Genomic DNA, 17,016 nt, shown 5'->3' with positions numbered 1-17,016 from the left:
GCCTGGTCACGTCCGACAGGTGCGCCGGCGACGGCCTCGCTACGCGCGCCGCTCCCTATGGGTCGCGACGACGGCCTGCCGGACTGAGAGAGAGCGCGCGCGTCTTCCCATCCTGTCACAGGAGCCCAGCCGTCAACGGCTTCGCCGTTTCCCTTCGATCGCGACCAAGGCCGCGCTCTCCGGTGACTGCCGGGCACCCACCTGTGCCCGTCTGGTTCATCGCGCCTCGCCCCGGGGCCGACTAAAGGAGAACGCCATGACCCAACGTCACATCGTCCGTGAGACCTACCAGTTCAGCACCGCCTTCCTCGCCGAGGCGCGTGAGCATTTCGGGCGTGCGTGGGACAGCATCTATCCCGCTCATGCCGTCATTCGGCAGGTTCGCGTCTGGACCATCCTCGGTCCCCGTTGGGTCGATGCAGAAACTGTCTGCCAGACATGGCGGACGGCTGATGCGGGATTGACCGCTTACGCCGAAGACAAGGTCGCCACGGATCGCCGGTTCCGCTTCCGGCTCTGGTTGAACCGACCGGCCCTCGTGGACGAGATGTGGGCACGGGCTCGCTACGCTACCCCGGCGTCGTTCCGGCACACCGTCGATGTCACCGCCAGCGTTCGAATTTATTGGGATCCCGCGCATCGGACCTGGACCATTAGCCAAGTCCGCCGGGGGAACCATTCAATGCGCCTCGCCAGCAGCTTCGACAGCGCCTTCACGATCGCCGACGAGATGATCGTCTAGGGGGCCTCGGCCCCCTTTTTCGCGCGCACAACGGGTGCGGCGCCGACCGCAGCGCTTCGCGCGCGGTAACCCGGCGACGGATAGGGCGGGGGCGCTCCCGGGCTTGGCGACCAGCTGGCCTTCGGCCTCGCGGTCGCTTGCGCCTGGTCACGTCCGACAAGTGCGCCGGCGACGGCCTCGCTGCGCGCGCCGCTCCCTATGGGTCGCGACGACGGCCTGCCGGACTGAGAGAGAGCGCGCACGTCTCCTCCGCATCGTGTCACGGGAGCCCGAAAGTCAACGGCTGCGCCGTTCCCCTGCGCGTCGGCCGAGGCCGCCGCTCCGGTGACTGCCGGGCGCCCACCCGTGCCCCGAGGCTCCATAGCCGGTCGCTGGGACCGGCCCCATGGAGATCCATCATGTCCGAATCCGCCACGACCCAATCGGCCCCGGCCGGGCTCACGAGCACCGAACGGTACTACGGCCCCGGCGATGCGAACGGGCGCTACCTCGTCCTGGTCGTCGATGAGATCGTGGGCGAGGAAGAAGCCTACCGCACCTCGGATCTCGCGGTCGCCGCCGCCGAGTTTGACCGCTGCCAGGCGCAGCACCCCTATGTCACGGCGGTGTCGATCTACGACACCGTCGAGGCCGAGACCCGGAAGCTCTGGCAACGCGACCCGGACCTGACCCCGCAGACGGCCTTGGCTCGCTGTCCCTACTGATCCCCGGGGGCTTCGGCCCCCTTTTTGTGCGCGCTCCGTTGGTGTGGCGCCGACCGCTGCCTGACGGCGCGGTGACCCGGCGACGGACAGGGCAGGGGGCGCTCCCGGGCTTGGCGACCAGCTGGCCTTCGGCCTCGCGGTCGCTTGCGCCTGGTCACGTTCGACAAGTGCTGCCGGCGACGGCCTCGCTGCGCGCGCCGCTCCCTACGGGTCGCGACGACGGCCTGCCGGATGGTCAGGTTGCGGGCGCTCTGGGCGGGCCGATCGCTGGCCTTCGGCCTCGCGATCATTACCGCCTGTCGCGTCAGCGTCTCAGCGGGGCGCCGACCGCAGCGCTTCGCGCGCGGTGACCCGGCGACGGATAGGGCAGGGTGCGCTCCCGGGCTTGGCGACCAGCTGGCCTTCGGCCTCGCGGTCGCTTGCGCCTGGTCGCGTCGGATTACCTCTTTCCCCCTTGGGGGGCTCCGCCCCCGGTCGTCCCTCAAGGCGACCGCCAAGGCGGCTTAGGCGGCGGTGTCCCCGCCCTTCGGCTCCGCCTGCAGGGCGGGTGATCCCCCTCCGCCGCCACGACCTTGATCTCCTTCCTCCCCCGTCCGCGGTGCGGCTTTGCCGCCCACGCTTCGGAAAAGCGCGGGCGCCTTCCATCACGATTTCTGGCCCAGTGCGAACCCTTCGCCCGCCGTGTCTGTGGCCGAAAGGAGTAGTCATGACCCCGATCACATTGCGGGACCTGCCCCGCCGCCAGCGCGCGCGCATCTATGCCGTGGCGCTGGATGAAACGTCCGCCGACTTCGCCCTGGCGGAAGCGCTGGCCGCGTCGGCCAAGACGGGCCTCGGCGCTGCTGACCGTCACCGCCTCGCCGGGGATGCTGTGCGATATGCGCTGGCCTGTCACGGCCTGCACGATACGACGGCGGCCCGCATTGCGGTCACCGCCCTGGCTCGCGGGGTGATCCCTCGGCCGCTTGCGGTCCTGCGGCAGGCGCGCCGGGAGCAGCGGCGGATCGAGCGGGCGACCCGGCCCCATCTCGCGCTTCGGCTGCTACTGTCCTCGCCCGCCGAGGCGGACCAGATGCGGGGGGCGATGTGAGCCCGGTTTCCGATTTGCCAGCGGGCTGGCTTTACCTCGAACAGCGCCGCGTCGTGGTCGATCCGAGCCGTGGGGTCGTGGCCACTGTCAACGGGACCACGGCCGATGGCGTGATGCTCGCTGGCGCCCAGCGGCTGTTCGCCGCTCTGGTCGCCCTGGAGCAATCCGCCGGCGCGGTCGCCGAGGATATCAGCTCGCGCAGGCTCGCCGTGGATCCGGCTTTGGTCGCGGCGTTGGGCGAGGCGCGTTGCGCCGCCGCCCAGGCCTTGCGGCTGGCTGGCGAACCGACGGAGCATTGACGGTGTCGCAGCTCGCCCTGTTCACGGCTTCGGATGCGCCGCCTTCGGCGTCGCCCGAGGTCCGCTATCTCTTCCTTGCGCCCGTCCTTTACGTCTCCCCGGTCATGACGATCGGGCGGCATGAGTGGGCCTATGTCATCTACGACGACCCGCATTGGGGGGTGCTGGCTGACTATGTCTGGCGCCGTTCCGGCGCGGAGTGGGCGCGGTCGCGGGCGTGGCCCAGCTACGACGGCGACCGGTCGGACGGCGGGCTTCCGCTGACCTGCCGCCGACTGTGGGAGCGTGAATCGGAAGCCCGCGCCGCGCACGGTCTGGCCTAGGAGCGCCGTCATGCAGTTCGTTCGCAAACAGCGCCACGGCCCCCGCGTCATCACCCCCCGCCAGTTGTCGGCCTATGAGCGCAGCTGTCGCGCGAAGCGCGAAAAGCTGCCCTTGCTGGCTCCGCTCATCGCGGAGGCTCAGCTTCCGGCCGAGGAGGAGATGGCCCGTCGTCAGGCGGGCGATATCGTCTGGGAGCAGAGCGCGCGGGATGCTCATGCCGCCAAGTGGCGGGAGGTCCGGACACGGCTATTCGCCCTGCCGGACCATGCCCGCGCGGCGGTGCTGGCCCGGTACAATTCGAGCCGATGGTTTCCCCGCAATCCGGGGCTTCTGGCCTCTCTGATCTGGGACACGCTGAAGGGTGTCGCGGTGCCCGCATCCACCCTTGTCCCGATGCCTGCGGCGGAACGTCTCTCCGCCGTGGCCGCTCTCAATGATCGCGCACGCGCGGGGGACACCAACACCCGCTGCCGGCGGGCCTATTCCCCCGGGGCGATGGCCTTCCTTGCGCCGGGCTTCGTGCCCGATGAGGAATACGAACGGCCGCAGGTCTATCTACATGTCAGCCGGGGTCGCTGGTGTTTGCTCTGGGATGGCGTTGCCGACTTCGTCGGCTTCACTCACAACATCGATCCATCCGGCGAGCGCCGGTGCGGGGTGTTCTCGGCGCTGGGCACGCCCTTCCGGTTCGAGGTCTTCTATCTGAGCCACCAGGACGATGGCGACGCGGTCGCCCCGTGGAACAGTGACCTTTCGCGCCGCGTGGTCTGGGTCGGCTGCGCCGATGAAATAGCGGACCTGTCGCAGGCGACTTTCGAGAGCGGATGGACGCCATAGGCGTCTGTTCCGGCAGGGGGCGCGCGGCGTGTTTTCGGTTGCGCCTTCGGCGCGGGATTGAACCGAAAACGCCGAGGCGTTCTGCGACGCCTCGCGGGCCTTTGGGCGGCTGCGCTGCGCGCGAGCTGTTGCCCATTCGGCCCTGATCGCCAGCGCTGTTTTTTCGCGTCGGGCTGCGCCCGCTTTGGCTTGTCCAGGGCGGGCCCTTTTCTGTGCTCGGTGCGCGGGTCGGCGTGGATTTGTTGCGCCTGCGGCGCGGGGGACGGTGGCCATGGCGGGGGCCATGAGGTCGATGCCTAGAGGCGCGGGGCGCCTTTCTTCCGGCCCGGGGTCGCTGCGCGGCCGCCGGGAGGACCCTCTCGGATACGCACGTGCGTCTTCGACTCCGTTTTTGATCCGCTGACGGTTCGCCTTTGCCCTGGCCCTGACGGGCGACGGGAGGCGAACCGCCTCTGGCGGATCTGGCGAGCCGCTGTTCGCGGGTCTTTGCTCGGCCGAAGGCGGCCTCGGTCGAGGTGTTCTCGATCTGGTCGGTGATGCCGAATTGGGTCTGTGCCTAGAGGGTCGGGAGGCCTTTCTCGGAGTCCCAAACCAGTCACGTGAGTGAGGAGTGGCCCCTGGGGGGGCCTGTTGAAGAAACCTCCCTGTGGGAGGTGCACACCTTACGCACACCTGCGGTTCTTCTAAGTATCGGTTTTTGCAGGCGAAACGGCGGGCGCAACCGGGTGTCACTAGTGCCCCCACTTCGGGGATTTGCCGGTTTCCCTCGCTGAAACAACGTGCTACGGGAGGGGTACTAGTGCCGCCATAATCCCAGATCGCCAATGCCAACCAACCTCCCTCGCATCACAGCCTATGTCTCAAAAGAGGCCCAGCAACGGCTTCGCACGCTGGCGAAAACCCGTGGTCTGTCGCAAAGCCAAGTGATCGAGGAGCTAATCAACACCGCGCACCAGGATCGGCGCGACTGGATCGCCCAGCAGGCTGGTCACCAGACGATGCTGACCCTCGCGCTCCTGACAGCCTTGGCCAAGCGCACCCTCAACGAGGAGGAGCTGGCGAAGGTGAGACAGATGGGAGGCCAGGCTGGGGCGCTCCTTTTTGGTCCCCTTGGGAAGCGTCCATTCGACGTCGATGCGCCGCCGCCGGAAGATGATCGCCTCGTGGCCCTTTTCGCGGCGCTGTCAGAGTAGTATCAAGCGCCACCCCTTCCGACGCCGCCCCGCTCTTGTCGCCTAACCCAATCGGGAAGTGACAATGAGCCGACCCTCCAAGGGCAACCTCTCCGCCTGGCTTCGTGGTGGACAGACCATCGGGCATACCTTCGACATGATCCGCGAGGTTCTCGCGCGCATCGTGATCGTCCTCATTCTGTGGGGAGCCGTCTGCGTCATCTGCGTGAACCTCCGCGCTTCGGATGATGAGCAGAGCTATGGGACCCTCGCCCTTATGGCGAACGTCCTCGAATGGGTTGGTCCGCCAGCACCCCAACTCATCAGCGTGCCCACACCCGGACGTGGACCCCGCCCGTACCCTGTTGGCGAAGTCGAGCAGCTCAGCTGGGTCGCGCCCCACGCCTACGGCTACTTCCATCATGCCAAGCTGGGCTTCGCTCTTTGGATTATGGGCGCGGCGCTGACCGGGATCGCCACGGCCTATTGGTACACGCGAGCGGGCAAGGAGAAGCTGAAGACCCGGCAAATCCGAGGACAGCAGGTTGTTCGCGCACCCCAGCTTGCGCACGAGATCACCCTATTCAATCAGGAGCAGGCCAAGGCGAAGAACCGGCCCGACCACCTCCCGGCGAACCTCGTTGGCATCCCGTACCCGATGGACGCCGAGCAGGAACACACCCTCATCACCGGCAGTCCGGGCGCGGGTAAGTCGGTCGCCATGCACCGTCTTATTCGGTCCGTCCGCGCGCGCGGAGATCGCGGCGTCGTCTACGACCCGGAGCTGGAATACATCGCCCAGCACTACAACCCCGAGACCGACCTCATCCTCAACCCCTTTGACGAACGGTCGCCCGCCTGGTCGCCGTTCCACGACGCCACAGATCACGTCGAATGGGATCGTCTCGCCCACGGCCTGTTCAAGGACCCCAAGAGCGGCGACCCCTATTGGAGCAACGTCGCCCGGTCGCTGTTCTCTTGGACCTGTTTCACTCTGAAAGAGCGCGACCCCAACGTCAGCCTCGATACGGCGCTGAACATGCTGTTCGGTTCGACGAAGCGGCTGGAACGTCTCCTCGTCGGCACCCCAGCCCACAAGCACATCAGCGGCGGCGCGGGACCCCGGGTATCGTCGATTGAGTCCGTGCTGGTCGAGGGCGTGACGCCACTCGTCTACCTCCTCGGAAAGGGCGAGCCCTTCTCCATCCGCCGCTGGGTCAATCAGGAACGTCGGACCCCCGGGCTTCTCTTCCTGTCCGCACCTGAGACCCATGCCGACACCCTTCGGCCGCTTCTCGGTTTCTGGTCCGAGATCGTCATCAGCGCCCTGTTGTCGCGGAACGCGGAGGGTATCGCGCCGCATCCGACGTGGCTGTTCCTGGACGAGTTCCCCTCGCTTGGCCGTATCGACAAGCTGGCCGACGGCCCCCAGCGCCTTCGCAAGTATGGCGGCGCCATGGTCTTCGGGATGCAGCAGGTCTCGCAGATCCAGGAGATCTACGGGAAGGAGAAGGCCAGCACCATCATGGGTCAGTGCCTCAATAAGCTGATCCTGCGGTGCAGCGATTTTCAGACCGCACAGATCATGAGCGAAACGATCGGCGAGCGCGTCATGCACCGCGTCTCGGAGAACACCTCCTATGGCGCGAACAGCATTCGCGACGGCGTCGGCATCGCGCCGCGCGAAGAGAAGGAGCCGGTTTACCTCCCCACGGACCTGATGAACCTGCCGTCGCTGCAGGGCGTCATTCGGATGAGCAACAAGCGCGCCGGACGGCCATTCCCTATCGCTCCGGTCGCCTTCAGCTTCGACGCCAGTCCCCGGATCGCGGACCCCTATGTTCCGCGCACTGGACCTGACCCCATCCGCGAGTTCATTGCGCGCGCGCGGGGCGAGCGGCCGGACGATCCGGCTGAAGGCACTGCAGCTGCGCCCGCAGCCGCCGCCGGCGGCCCGGTCCTCGTGGCGGTCGATGGCGACCTCGTCGTCGACGGCGAGGCGGACGAGGCAGTCAACGAGAACGACCTGGTCGCGGATCCCGGCGCGTTGCCGACAGAGAAGGGCAGGGCAATCTCCCTCGCTCGCGCCGAGGCCGCCCGGGAGGAGGCCGCCCGCGAGAACGAACAGAAGCAACAGCGCGAGCTGTTCGACGGGGACCGGCCTACCCCAGAGCCGCGTCCTGCCGGCGAGGAGCATAGCCTCGGCTCACTCGGTGAATTGACCGGCGACTATGGCCGGGGGCTCTGACCATGCTTTCCGTCAGCAGCATTGGAAGCTCCTCCGGGGCCGCCGAGTACTACGGCAAGGACGACTATTACGTCACTGGCGAGGCCGACACCCCCGGCCTGGAATGGGGCGGCAAGGGTGCCGCCAAGATCGGCTTGGAGGGCAAGGCTGAAGGAACGGACTTCAAGAAGGTCCTCCAGGGCACCCACCCAGCCTTTAAGGACGGCGACAAAACACCCGCTGGCGCGGACACAAAGCACCGGGCGGGATGGGATCTCACCTTCTCCGCGCCCAAGAGCGTCAGTCTGGCCATCCTGGTTGGCGGTGATCGCCGCCTCGACGTCGCTCACAACAAGGCCGTCGATCGGGCGATGGTCTATGCGGAGAAGCACTTCGCGATCACCCGTGTGCGCGATCAGGGCAAGATCCGTGAGGTGAACACCGGCAACCTCGTCTACGCCAAGACCGTTCACGGCACTTCCCGTCAGGGCGACCCCCAGCGTCACACCCATGTCGTCGTCGCCAACGCGACTGTAGAACCCTCCACGGGCAAGGTCCGCGCCCTGGAGAGCTATCAGCTCTTCAAACACATCCAGCTGGTCGGCCGGATCTACCGCGCCGAGTTGGCCAAGGAGGCCTTGGCGCTCGGCTACGACGTCCGTCGTGATGCCAAGGCCGGCACCTTCGAATTGGCCTCGTTCGGCGAGCAGCAGCTGCGTCAGTTCAGCAAGCGCCGAGAGCAGATCGAGGCGGCCATTGCCATCGAGGAGAAGCGCAAGGGTTCCCCCCTTACCGGCGCCCAGAAGGATGCGCTGGCACTACGGGACCGGCCGAAGAAGCTAGACACCCCTCGCGCTGAACTCATCGCGCGTTGGGCGGTGGAGTCGAAGGCCGCAGGCCTGGACGCTCGCGCGCTGGCCGGCGCTGCAATGGAGCGCAGCGCGAACGGCCGCGACGTGTCCTCATTGGTGTCTGGCGCCGCTTCCGATGCGGCGTCTCGTTTCGTGGCCGCCCTGCGGCGCATCACCGGGCGGTCCGATCCGGCGACGGCGAATGATCCTTACGGATATCGCAGACCTGACCTGGTGCGTGACGATGCGGCCCGCGCCGCTGTCTCCTTCGGGTTGCGCGTTGCTGAGCAGGGGAGGGCTGTCTTCACCCGCCACGAGGTAATGGGCCGGGCGCTGGAGTTTGCGGGCGCAGGGATGACCGCCTCTCGCATCGAGGGGCAACTGTCCGCCCTCGAGAAGGACGGGCGAGTGATCAACGCCGATGCGCGCCTAAATGGTGGCGTCACTACCAAACCGGCGCTCGACCTGGAGCGCGGCATCGTCTCCCGTATTGAGCAGGGCAAGAACACTGCACCCGCGCTTATGACGTTGGCGGAGGCTGGGGCCGCCTTGACCCACGCGGCTGGCCGGGAGGGCGGAATCGTCCTCAGCGACGGCCAGCGGGCAGGGGCGGAGAAGCTCCTCACCAGTCACGACCGGTATGTTGGGGTTCAGGGTCTTGCCGGCGTGGGCAAGACGAAGATGTTCGAAGTCGTCCGCGAGGTAGCTGCGGAACGGGGCGTCGAAATCGCGGGACTGGCACCGACCCACCAAGCCGCTGAAGCCCTGTCAAAAGGCGCCGGGATCGAGTCTGGCACAGTCGAAAGCTTCCTCCAGCGATATGAGGGCCTGATGACTCGGGCCGAGACTGGAGGCGCGGGAGCCGGGCTCGACCAAGCCCGCGAAAGCTGGGCCAAGAAGACGCTCCTGGTCGACGAGTCGTCGATGCTGTCGAACTCGCAAGCTGACCGTCTGATGCGTGTCAGCGAAACCCTGCAGATTCCCCGGATCATCTTCGTCGGGGACGAAAAGCAGCTCGGCTCTCCCGAGGCTGGGGCGCCATGGCGTCTCGTTCTCGAGGAAGGGCTTGATCATGCCCGCATGACCGAGATCCGTCGCCAGAAAGATCCGGAGGTTCGCGCCGCCGTCGAACAACTGGCTCAGGGAGCGCCTGCCCAGGCGCTCCGGGCCCTAGGCTCTCGCGTCGTCCAAGTCGGCCGTGACGCCAACGACGACAAACTGGCAGAGGCGGCTCATACCGCGTGGGCCCAGGTGAAAGAACGTGGCGGTGATGCTCCCGTCATCGTGCCTACCCACTCGCTTCGAGAAAAGGTCTCTCAGCTCATCCGCGGCGACTTGGCCGCCCGAGGCGTTCTAACCGGCCCCACAACGTCCGTACCTACCCTGTCGCACGTCCGCATGACCCGCGCGGAATCATATCAGGCGGCCAGCTACCGCGAGGGCCAGATCCTCGTGCTCCACAGCGGCATCAAGGAAGCCGGCCTGACCAAGGGCGCCACGGTGACGGTTGTCGGCCGAGATGAGCGCAATGATCGGCTCATTGTCGCTTCAGACCGCGATCGCCGCACCACAATCGACCTCACGACGCTCCGCGATCAGCGGAAGTCCAAGTTTGAGGCGTACCGTTCCAAAGATCTCGACGTTCAGCAGGGTGACCGTCTGGTGTGGGAGCGACGGGACGCTGATCGGGGCTTCAAGACCGGGGAGGGGTTCACCGTTGAGCGGCTTGGCCGGGATAGCTGGGACATTCGCGGCGCTGACGGCAAACAACACACCTTGAAGACCAGCGACCCGGCGCTGCGGTTCACAGGCTACGCCTACGCTGAAACGGCCGACCGCTCGCAGGGCTCGACCTATCAGAACGTGGTCGCCGTGTTAGCGAGCACCCACGGCGAAGGCGCCAACCAGGCTCGCGCCTATGTTCAGGTTTCCCGCACAGCGGAAACCCTGACCTTGGTGACGAACGACACCGCTTTGCTGGCCATGCGCCTCAACAAACAGGACGGCCAGAACCTCATCGCCATGCACGAGGCCAAGCTTGCGGGCGCCGAGCTGGCTGCGCTCGCATCCAGTCTCCCGGATCATGCCGATCGCTCGAACGAGCCCTTGGCTACGCTGGCCGCCGACGGACTTGACGGCTCTTCCAAGGATCAGACCGACCTCGCCCGGTCTGCCGGCGCTGACGGTCCTGAAAAGGACGATGGGGCCGACAAGCCCCTGCCGGGCACGTTGGAGGCCGACAAGCCCAAGGAGTCCGAGCCCGCCAAGGAGGCCGAGAAGGACAAGTCCTTCGATAAGGCCGTCGAGATCAACAGCCCGGCGATGGGGCTGTGATGGCGGCCCCGTTCTGCCCACGCCTCCTAGCCGCCTCGGCGGCTCACCGGCTACCGCCTTCCCGTAGCCGCTCCACTGCGAAACCCCTTCATTCACAAGGAAGAAGTTCAAATGATCGAATGGCAAGCCAGTAGGACCAGGCTACCCCGCAGCAACCTCCGGGCCGTGCCGGATCTCCGAGACCGCCTCGACGTATCGCGTTTCGACGTCGCATACGCCTTGCTCTTCGCCGCCGGGATCTTCCTGACGGTGCTGCTTTGGTTCTCGGCGGGTGCGACCTTGGCGGCCCGCGTTACCGACGCGGCGACCACTGCAGTCCCGTGGTTGATCGCACCCGTCGTGATGTGGCTGTCCAAGGCCATTCCCTTCTTCCACCGCAACGAAACCGCCCGCTGGCTCCTGGTCGGAACGCCCGCTCTTCTCGTGGCGATGATCGTCCTTGCGCTGATCGCCGGAGGCCCCGGCCGGTGATGTGGAACCGGACCACTCCGAAAACGACAGCGCCCCGGCGTTCGAGTCCAGGGATTCAGGCACCGGAGTCCAGACATTTGGGAACCGACGCCATGACAGCGGGCGAATCCAGCGATTGCGGAAAACCAATATCTATTAGTAACCGCTACTGTGTCGCTTCACATAATGCTTATTATGCGAGGGAAATCAATATGTTAGCAGGTTTTTCGATCTTTAGCAATTCTGACCTTCCTCGCGCGGCCAACGACGAGATGCACGCGGTCCTCTCCCGGTTCTTGGCGAGGTCGAAATCGGACGATCCTGCCGCCGGCGTCGTTCGCACCTGGTGGCAACGCGACCCGGTGGATGCTGCGCTGGACGCCCGTCTGCTTTGGCAGCGCCTTCGGCGCGACGGGGCCAACGTCTCAATGGCGCCGCCTGTGCGGCACGCCGTCATCCGTCTTCAGCAGGATTGGACCCGCCGCTTCCCGGCGGCCGTCTATCTGTTGGCGGCCGAACGCCTGTCCCAGGTCATGGACGCCTGGGCCGATGCAGAGCTGGCCAGCGTCATCGCTGGCGGCGCTCCCACTCCCTCATCCACCACCACCCCCTAATCAAGGAGCCAACCATGCAGTTTCGTGAAGTTCAGAAGGCCCGGCCGGGCGCAAACGGCGCCACGATCGCCGTCAACAAACAGGGCGCCGCCCTCAGCATCCCCCTTGCCCTCCTGAAGGAGGCTGGTTTCGCCGACGCCACGCCCGTTCGCATCCTCTACGGCGAGGAAGGCCGGCGCCGCTGCATCCAGCTTGTATCGGACCCAGAAGGAAAGTTCCGCCTCAGCCCCCGCAAGGCCGTTTCCCTCCTGCAGGCGCCTGAGCTGACCCCCAAAGCCAAGATCGACAAGAAGCAGTCCCTCGCTCACTCCGAACCCGGCGGCGGCAAGATCATCTTCGACCTGCCGGCGGGATGGGATCTCGCGCGCAAAGACGTGCTGGCCTAGCGGCCGCCCGTGGCCAGCAACGGCGGACAGGACCTATTCGAGCTCGCCCTCCTTGTCGCAGACATGGAGGCGATCGCTGGCGTGAAGCTATACCGCTCCGGCCATCGGCTGCGGGGGTCCTGTCCGCTCTGCAAGGCGTCGCCTAAGCGTAAGGATGGCGGCGCGTTCTCCGTCGACCCCGTCAAGAAGACATGGAAATGCTGGGGCTGCGATGTTCGTGGCGGCGACGCCGTCGACCTTGAACACCGTCTGCATTCCCGGCTTGACCAAACTCTCAGGGACGCCGCGATCCGGATCGTCGGTGAAGATCCAGCCAGCATCGACGTCAAGAAGGCGCGGGCCGAACGCGAGGCGCTGGCGCGCCAGGCCGATGCGGATAACGAACGGACCCGCCTCTGGAAGGCCGCGATGGCCCTTTCGTTGTGGCGAGACGCCCTCCCCGCCGCCGGCACACCTGTCGAGACCTACCTCCGGGGTCGCGGCATATCCGGCCGGCCTCTTGCCGAGGCGCTGAAGCAAGTCCGATATCATCCAGCCGCCTATCATTCCGGCCCGATCGCCAACCCGGTGACCGCCCCAGCGATGATCGGACTGCTTATGACGCCGTTCGGCCCCACGGGCGGCGTCCACGCGACCTACCTGTCTGCAGACGGCAAAACCAAAACTCACCTGGACCCCCAGCGTCGCAAATGGGGGCCGCCCGGGCGGATGGACGACCACGGCGTTGTTCATCCCGGTGGCGTCTGGCTCACGCCGCCCACGTCCAAGGGGCCCCTCGTCTGCGGCGAAGGAATCGAGACCACGCTCTCCGCCGCGTGTGAGATCGGTATTCCTGTCCGGGCCGTCGCCGCTCTCGATCTCGATGCTCTGCAGGGTGGCCTGCAGCCAGACAGCCGGGGCCGCCATGATCTGCGGAATTTGCAGCGAAACCCCCTCCTCCCGGCTTTCACATGGCCCGAGCCCGCCGAGGCCCCGTGGGGCAGTCCTATGATCTGTCTGGATCGCGACATGACGCCAATCAAGATCCGCACCAATGGTCAGGACGATGAGGCCGTCGAAGAGGTCCTCGATGCGGACATGCGGGCAATGCTCTGCGCAGTGCTGGCCAGCGCGGCCTGGATCGAGGCTGGGGCCAGATGGGTCTCGCCGATCGCGCCCTGCAGCGCCGGTTGGGACTTCAACGACCAGCGCCAGGCTCGCCTTGCTGGCCTACTCGGTGACCGCCCCGGCGTGATCGAGGTGGGTTTGCTCCCGGACTTCCATACGGCGGCCCGCGGCGATCGGCGGCTAGGGCTGCGGACGGGTTAGTAGCCTGCGTTCCGACAGTTCTGGAGCAACAGGTCTTGCGCCCGCTTGACCAAAGGTGAGGTGTCATACGACGGTTTCGCCGCCTCGGCCTTGATCTGGGCGCACCGCGCCGCCGATTCCTCCTGACCGCGTTCGGTAGAGGCTTTTCGGGCGCTCTCCAAAGCAGCGTCGAAGTCACCGGTTCCGACCTCCGCGCGCGCCGCTGCTTCCATGGGTGTGAGCGCCGTTTTCAGGGCCAAGGCGATCGGAGCGCGCTCCCGCTCCTGGGCAAGGGCCGCGTTCGTATCGAATTCACAAATGGTGCTCACGAAGCCGTCGCTATCGTCCAGGCGGGCGTCAAAATCAGATTGCGCAGCGGCGTAGCGTCCAACGGCAGTGGCCTCACTGCCGTAGATGTCGATGAGACGTCGGGAGGCCTCCCATCCCAGCTGGTTCAACCTGGCCTTAATGCCATTTTCCGAACAGTAATCCGGACCGTTGTAGTCCACATACTTGATCTCGATCAGTGGGGCCTTCGCGGGGATCACCGCAGCCTCGGCGGATCGCCCTGCTTGAAGGGCTTCGGCCACAGTTCGGAAGGCGTCAACGCCCGACATGGACTGCTGACCACACGAGGCGACTACGAGGGCGGAGGCCACTAGGGCGAGCGTCGAGGTGCGCATCTGAACCTACCGTCTCACCGTTGCGGCCTCGACCTCAGCCCGCGTGAAGAACACGTTCTCGACCGAGCCATTGACCGAACACATAACATAATAGGTGTTCGCCCGGCTGACGCTCTTGTCACCAAGTTCGATTTGGGCGCAGTCGGGCCGGGTCTGCAGTACCATCTTTGCGCCCTTGCGGATGATGTCGATGTCGGCGCGGGTCAGGCCGTCCTCGCCGGGGTTAGGGATCGCGTCGGGCATGATCCGGTCATCGGCATAGTCGGCGGGACCGGCGTAGGCCGGCTTCTCAGGTGGTTGGGTATCGGTTAGCTGCGACAGGCGGGTCCATCGGGGCGTGAAACCGTCCTGGGTGGTCCTGACCCACCCGTCGCGACGCTCATATGCAGTCAGTTTCTGGCGATAGTAGACCCTGTTCACTACCGCTCCTCCGGGAGAGGAATGCTCCGTAGCCACATCGCCAGACACCCAATAAGAGCCCACACCGGCGGCGCGGTCTGCTGCTTCGCGCCGTGCCATCTCCGGGCCCGACTCGCCGAACTTGGGTGCCGCGTCCGGTTCGACGATCTCCACGTCGGCCGGCACGTCGTTTGACGGTCCCGAGTCCCCACAGGCGCCCAGCAGGGCTACGGCGCTGAGTACTGCAAATCGACGCATGGGTTTTCTCACGGTTGCCTGTTCGGCGAGGATCAGTTGATCCGCGTCTGGTTCGTTGTAACCACCTGAATGAATTTCCCTTGGCGATCGAAGGACAGGACGGCCGCGCGGGATTCCGCCGTCCCCCATGCGGTGCCAGTTGAGTGCAACCACATCAGATGGGTGGCGCCATCCGGTAAGGTGGTCCGGCTGTTCGGTTCGCCCAGCAGGGCGATGACCTCCGCCATGGGGGTGCCTGGCGCGATCTGCGACACAGCTACCGGATCATAATTGGTCCCCATGGAGACGCATCCGCCCCCTCCGGCGAAGAGGGTCAGGGCGGTGAACGCTACGGCCAATCGTTTCATCTGTGCTCTCACTCTGAGGTGTTGTCGGGCATGAAGGACTCGACGGGAACGCCAAGATCAGTCGCGGCTTTCATGAAGCCCACTGCGCAACGGAGCCCCGACGACTGAGCTGCTTCAGACGCGGACCGGGCCTCTGTGACCGCCCGTGGGCTCACGTCGCCATTCAGGACCTCGCCCATAGCGCCGTAGGCCGAACTCTTGACGTAATAGGCGTCGCGACAGGTGTCGAACGCCTCATCGAATGAGCGCCGGGAAGCGCGCGGGATGGCATCTGGCACACGGATGCGGCTGACCTCGGATGCAGCGGCCCGGCAAAGCTGTTCGGCCTGTTGCACCATCGGCCACAGATCATAGGGGCTGGGATTCGGACGCCCCGCGACCTCAGCGACATAGCCACTGGCTTGGTCGCATGATGCCAGACGGTTAGTCACCTCCGTCCACATGGATTGAACCGCTGCCGTGACCTCGGGCGTAGGTTCTGTGCGGCCAGGGGTTGTCGCGGCCGGCGCAGCGGCTTCGCGCGCTTTCTCGTCCTCAGCCCGTTTGGCATCGGCGACTGCACGGGCCGCTTTCTCTTCAGGCGTTGGCGGCGGCATGATCGAGGCGCCGACGATGAACAGCACCACTGAGGCGCCCAGCGCGAGCCCGGCGCGCTTTCGGGTGCCAAGCTTGATCCTTTTGATCGGCCGGACGAGGGCTATGATGCTAACGATGAACAGCACCATGCCGATAAGAGCGATAACCCCGCCTAAGTCGCGCATTTAGAATTCCCCCTAGTGTCTCTGTCTGACACAGAGGCCAACTTCGCGCAAAGGTGGGCGTTTGGGCAGGGTGATGGCCTCTCTAGGCCGGCAGCCTCAAATATATTCCAAATATAGTTGGACCGGCCGCTATCTCGTTCCGATAGTCCTTTCCCCAAGGCGGTGTCAGGACGCACCAGATGTCAGGTCAAAACGGTCCAGCACAAGACGTCGCCGTCGCCGGCGCTTCGATCGCGGACCTTTGCGCTCGATGGCTTTCCGTCGACCGCGAGATTGAGCACCTCACCGGTCGATGGTCGGCTCTGGAGGTTTTGGTGTTGAGGCCGCCGCCTCAATCGGGCGACATCAGCCCCGGCGCGGCCGATGAAATGACGCTTATCGATGATCGCCTCGTCTTCCTGGACGCCGACAAGGCCAGCTGCACTCAGGCGCTGGCCAGGACCTCAGCCAGATCGTTCGCCGATGTCGTCGGCAAGTTGGACGTCGCGTCGCGGATTCTCAGCGGCGAAGGCGGCCTCGTGCACGACATGGTCGCTGACGCTGTAGCGCATCTACCCCGGTTCTTTGCTGATCGCCCAGACATCCCCTGAGATGGGCTTCGCCCGGGCTTGCTCAAGGCGACCGCTGGCGCGGTGATCTCGGGCGTCCCCAGCTTCGCCTTCGGCTGCAGCAGGGGTCCCCTGCCCTTCCATCAGCCTTGACCTTGCCCTCCCGGATTGGTTTTTCGCCGCCCTCGCTCAAAGAGCGATGGCCTGCTCTGACTGGATGGTGGGGATTGTCCGCGTCGGCCGACACCGATGGCCAGTAGTCCGGTGAATATGGGTGCGGAGCGATTCCGGCCGACCTCCGTTGGAGTCCGGATCATGGCTCGCAGAAATCAGGATCTAGCGCTGACGCCCTCGATGCCCGGGACTTTCCTCCCCCTGGCGCATCCGACCCTTGTCGCCCGGCCGCCTAGCGGCGTGGGCTGGATCCACGAGATCAAATTCGACGGCTACCGGTTTCAGCTGAACGTCCAGTCCGGACGGGCTACCTGGTTCACCCGCAACGGCCACGACTGGACCCAGAAGCTGCCCTTGCACTCGGCCGCGGCCGCGATGCTCGAGGACTGCGTGCTGGATGGCGAGCTTTGCGCGCTCGATGATGCTGGCCAGCCGGCTCTGTTGCAAACTGTGATGACGGGCGCAGTTCGTCTCATGGCTGTTCGAGCGGTGCCCATTAGGCTGCTTCAAGTTCCATCCGTTTGCCGAT

Annotated in this window: 18 protein-coding genes and 1 pseudogene; 15 read left to right on the top strand and 4 right to left on the bottom strand. The window is 65.9% G+C overall.

From position 1 onward, the window contains the following. Nucleotides 1–256: 256 nt before the first annotated feature. The 13 genes from ACOZBP_RS12920 (at nucleotide 257) to ACOZBP_RS12860 (ending at nucleotide 13,338) form a co-directional block, all read left to right on the top strand. Nucleotides 257–742, top strand: a complete 486-nt coding sequence (locus tag ACOZBP_RS12920; protein ID WP_153923468.1) for a hypothetical protein — start codon at nucleotides 257–259, stop codon at nucleotides 740–742. Nucleotides 743–1,140: 398 nt separating this feature from the next. Further along, a complete protein-coding gene (locus tag ACOZBP_RS12915) occupies nucleotides 1,141–1,446 on the top strand; it encodes a hypothetical protein (protein WP_153923469.1) in 306 nt (101 codons plus the stop codon). Nucleotides 1,447–2,152: 706 nt separating this feature from the next. Further along, nucleotides 2,153–2,536: a hypothetical protein gene (locus tag ACOZBP_RS12910; protein ID WP_422676830.1), complete on the top strand. Its 384-nt coding sequence runs from the start codon at nucleotides 2,153–2,155 to the stop codon at nucleotides 2,534–2,536. Then, nucleotides 2,533–2,835 carry a hypothetical protein gene (locus ACOZBP_RS12905; RefSeq protein WP_153923471.1) on the top strand — a complete coding sequence of 101 codons (303 nt, stop codon included), beginning with the start codon at nucleotides 2,533–2,535 and terminating at the stop codon, nucleotides 2,833–2,835. The genes ACOZBP_RS12910 and ACOZBP_RS12905 overlap by 4 nt, the downstream gene beginning before the upstream one ends. 2 nt (nucleotides 2,836–2,837) lie before the next feature. After that, entirely contained in the window at nucleotides 2,838–3,158 is a 321-nt protein-coding gene (locus ACOZBP_RS12900; protein WP_153923472.1) for a hypothetical protein, read from the top strand. A gap of 10 nt (nucleotides 3,159–3,168) precedes the next feature. After that, entirely contained in the window at nucleotides 3,169–3,996 is an 828-nt protein-coding gene (locus tag ACOZBP_RS12895) for a hypothetical protein (protein WP_153923473.1), read from the top strand. 824 nt (nucleotides 3,997–4,820) lie between these two features. After that, entirely contained in the window at nucleotides 4,821–5,189 is a 369-nt protein-coding gene (locus ACOZBP_RS12890) for a ribbon-helix-helix protein, CopG family (protein ID WP_153923474.1), read from the top strand. Between the two features lie 64 nt (nucleotides 5,190–5,253). Next, on the top strand, nucleotides 5,254–7,416 hold the full coding sequence (locus ACOZBP_RS12885; protein ID WP_153923475.1) for a type IV secretion system DNA-binding domain-containing protein: 2,163 nt from the start codon (nucleotides 5,254–5,256) through the stop codon (nucleotides 7,414–7,416). 2 nt (nucleotides 7,417–7,418) lie between these two features. Further along, entirely contained in the window at nucleotides 7,419–10,580 is a 3,162-nt protein-coding gene (gene mobF / locus ACOZBP_RS12880; protein WP_153923476.1) for a MobF family relaxase, read from the top strand. A gap of 111 nt (nucleotides 10,581–10,691) precedes the next feature. After that, nucleotides 10,692–11,051: a hypothetical protein gene (locus tag ACOZBP_RS12875; protein WP_153923477.1), complete on the top strand. Its 360-nt coding sequence runs from the start codon at nucleotides 10,692–10,694 to the stop codon at nucleotides 11,049–11,051. A 275-nt stretch (nucleotides 11,052–11,326) separates the two neighbouring features. Further along, complete coding sequence (locus ACOZBP_RS12870) at nucleotides 11,327–11,644, top strand: hypothetical protein (RefSeq protein WP_191559112.1); 318 nt, start codon at nucleotides 11,327–11,329, stop codon at nucleotides 11,642–11,644. Between the two features lie 14 nt (nucleotides 11,645–11,658). Continuing rightward, nucleotides 11,659–12,030 (top strand): hypothetical protein, encoded by a 372-nt coding sequence (locus tag ACOZBP_RS12865; protein WP_153923479.1) that lies wholly within the window; start codon nucleotides 11,659–11,661, stop codon nucleotides 12,028–12,030. Nucleotides 12,031–12,039: 9 nt separating this feature from the next. Further along, complete coding sequence (locus ACOZBP_RS12860; protein ID WP_191559113.1) at nucleotides 12,040–13,338, top strand: DUF7146 domain-containing protein; 1,299 nt, start codon at nucleotides 12,040–12,042, stop codon at nucleotides 13,336–13,338. Here the strand turns inward: ACOZBP_RS12860 and ACOZBP_RS12855 are convergent. The 4 genes from ACOZBP_RS12855 to ACOZBP_RS12840 all read right to left on the bottom strand — a co-directional run bounded on the left by ACOZBP_RS12855 (nucleotide 13,335) and on the right by ACOZBP_RS12840 (nucleotide 15,765). Beyond that, nucleotides 13,335–13,934, bottom strand: coding sequence for a hypothetical protein (locus ACOZBP_RS12855; RefSeq protein WP_316629647.1), 600 nt, complete (start codon nucleotides 13,932–13,934; stop codon nucleotides 13,335–13,337). The two genes, ACOZBP_RS12860 and ACOZBP_RS12855, sit on opposite strands and share 4 nt — an antisense overlap. A 72-nt stretch (nucleotides 13,935–14,006) precedes the next feature. Then, on the bottom strand, nucleotides 14,007–14,657 hold the full coding sequence (locus ACOZBP_RS12850) for a hypothetical protein (protein ID WP_422676829.1): 651 nt from the start codon (nucleotides 14,655–14,657) through the stop codon (nucleotides 14,007–14,009). A gap of 32 nt (nucleotides 14,658–14,689) precedes the next feature. Continuing rightward, nucleotides 14,690–15,004 carry a hypothetical protein gene (locus tag ACOZBP_RS12845; RefSeq protein WP_191559116.1) on the bottom strand — a complete coding sequence of 105 codons (315 nt, stop codon included), beginning with the start codon at nucleotides 15,002–15,004 and terminating at the stop codon, nucleotides 14,690–14,692. Between the two features lie 8 nt (nucleotides 15,005–15,012). Continuing rightward, nucleotides 15,013–15,765, bottom strand: coding sequence for a hypothetical protein (locus tag ACOZBP_RS12840; protein ID WP_191559117.1), 753 nt, complete (start codon nucleotides 15,763–15,765; stop codon nucleotides 15,013–15,015). Between the two features lie 179 nt (nucleotides 15,766–15,944). Between ACOZBP_RS12840 and ACOZBP_RS12835 the strand changes: the two genes are divergently transcribed. Together ACOZBP_RS12835 and ACOZBP_RS12830 are read left to right on the top strand one after the other, a co-directional pair. Beyond that, nucleotides 15,945–16,355, top strand: coding sequence for a hypothetical protein (locus tag ACOZBP_RS12835; RefSeq protein ID WP_153923400.1), 411 nt, complete (start codon nucleotides 15,945–15,947; stop codon nucleotides 16,353–16,355). Between the two features lie 273 nt (nucleotides 16,356–16,628). Then, a pseudogene (locus tag ACOZBP_RS12830) lies at nucleotides 16,629–17,016 on the top strand (hypothetical protein); the annotation flags it as partial.

The organism is Brevundimonas sp. NPDC058933, from assembly GCF_049315965.1.
Taxonomy (GTDB): domain Bacteria; phylum Pseudomonadota; class Alphaproteobacteria; order Caulobacterales; family Caulobacteraceae; genus Brevundimonas.
This window is presented reverse-complemented; position numbering and strand designations above follow the sequence as displayed.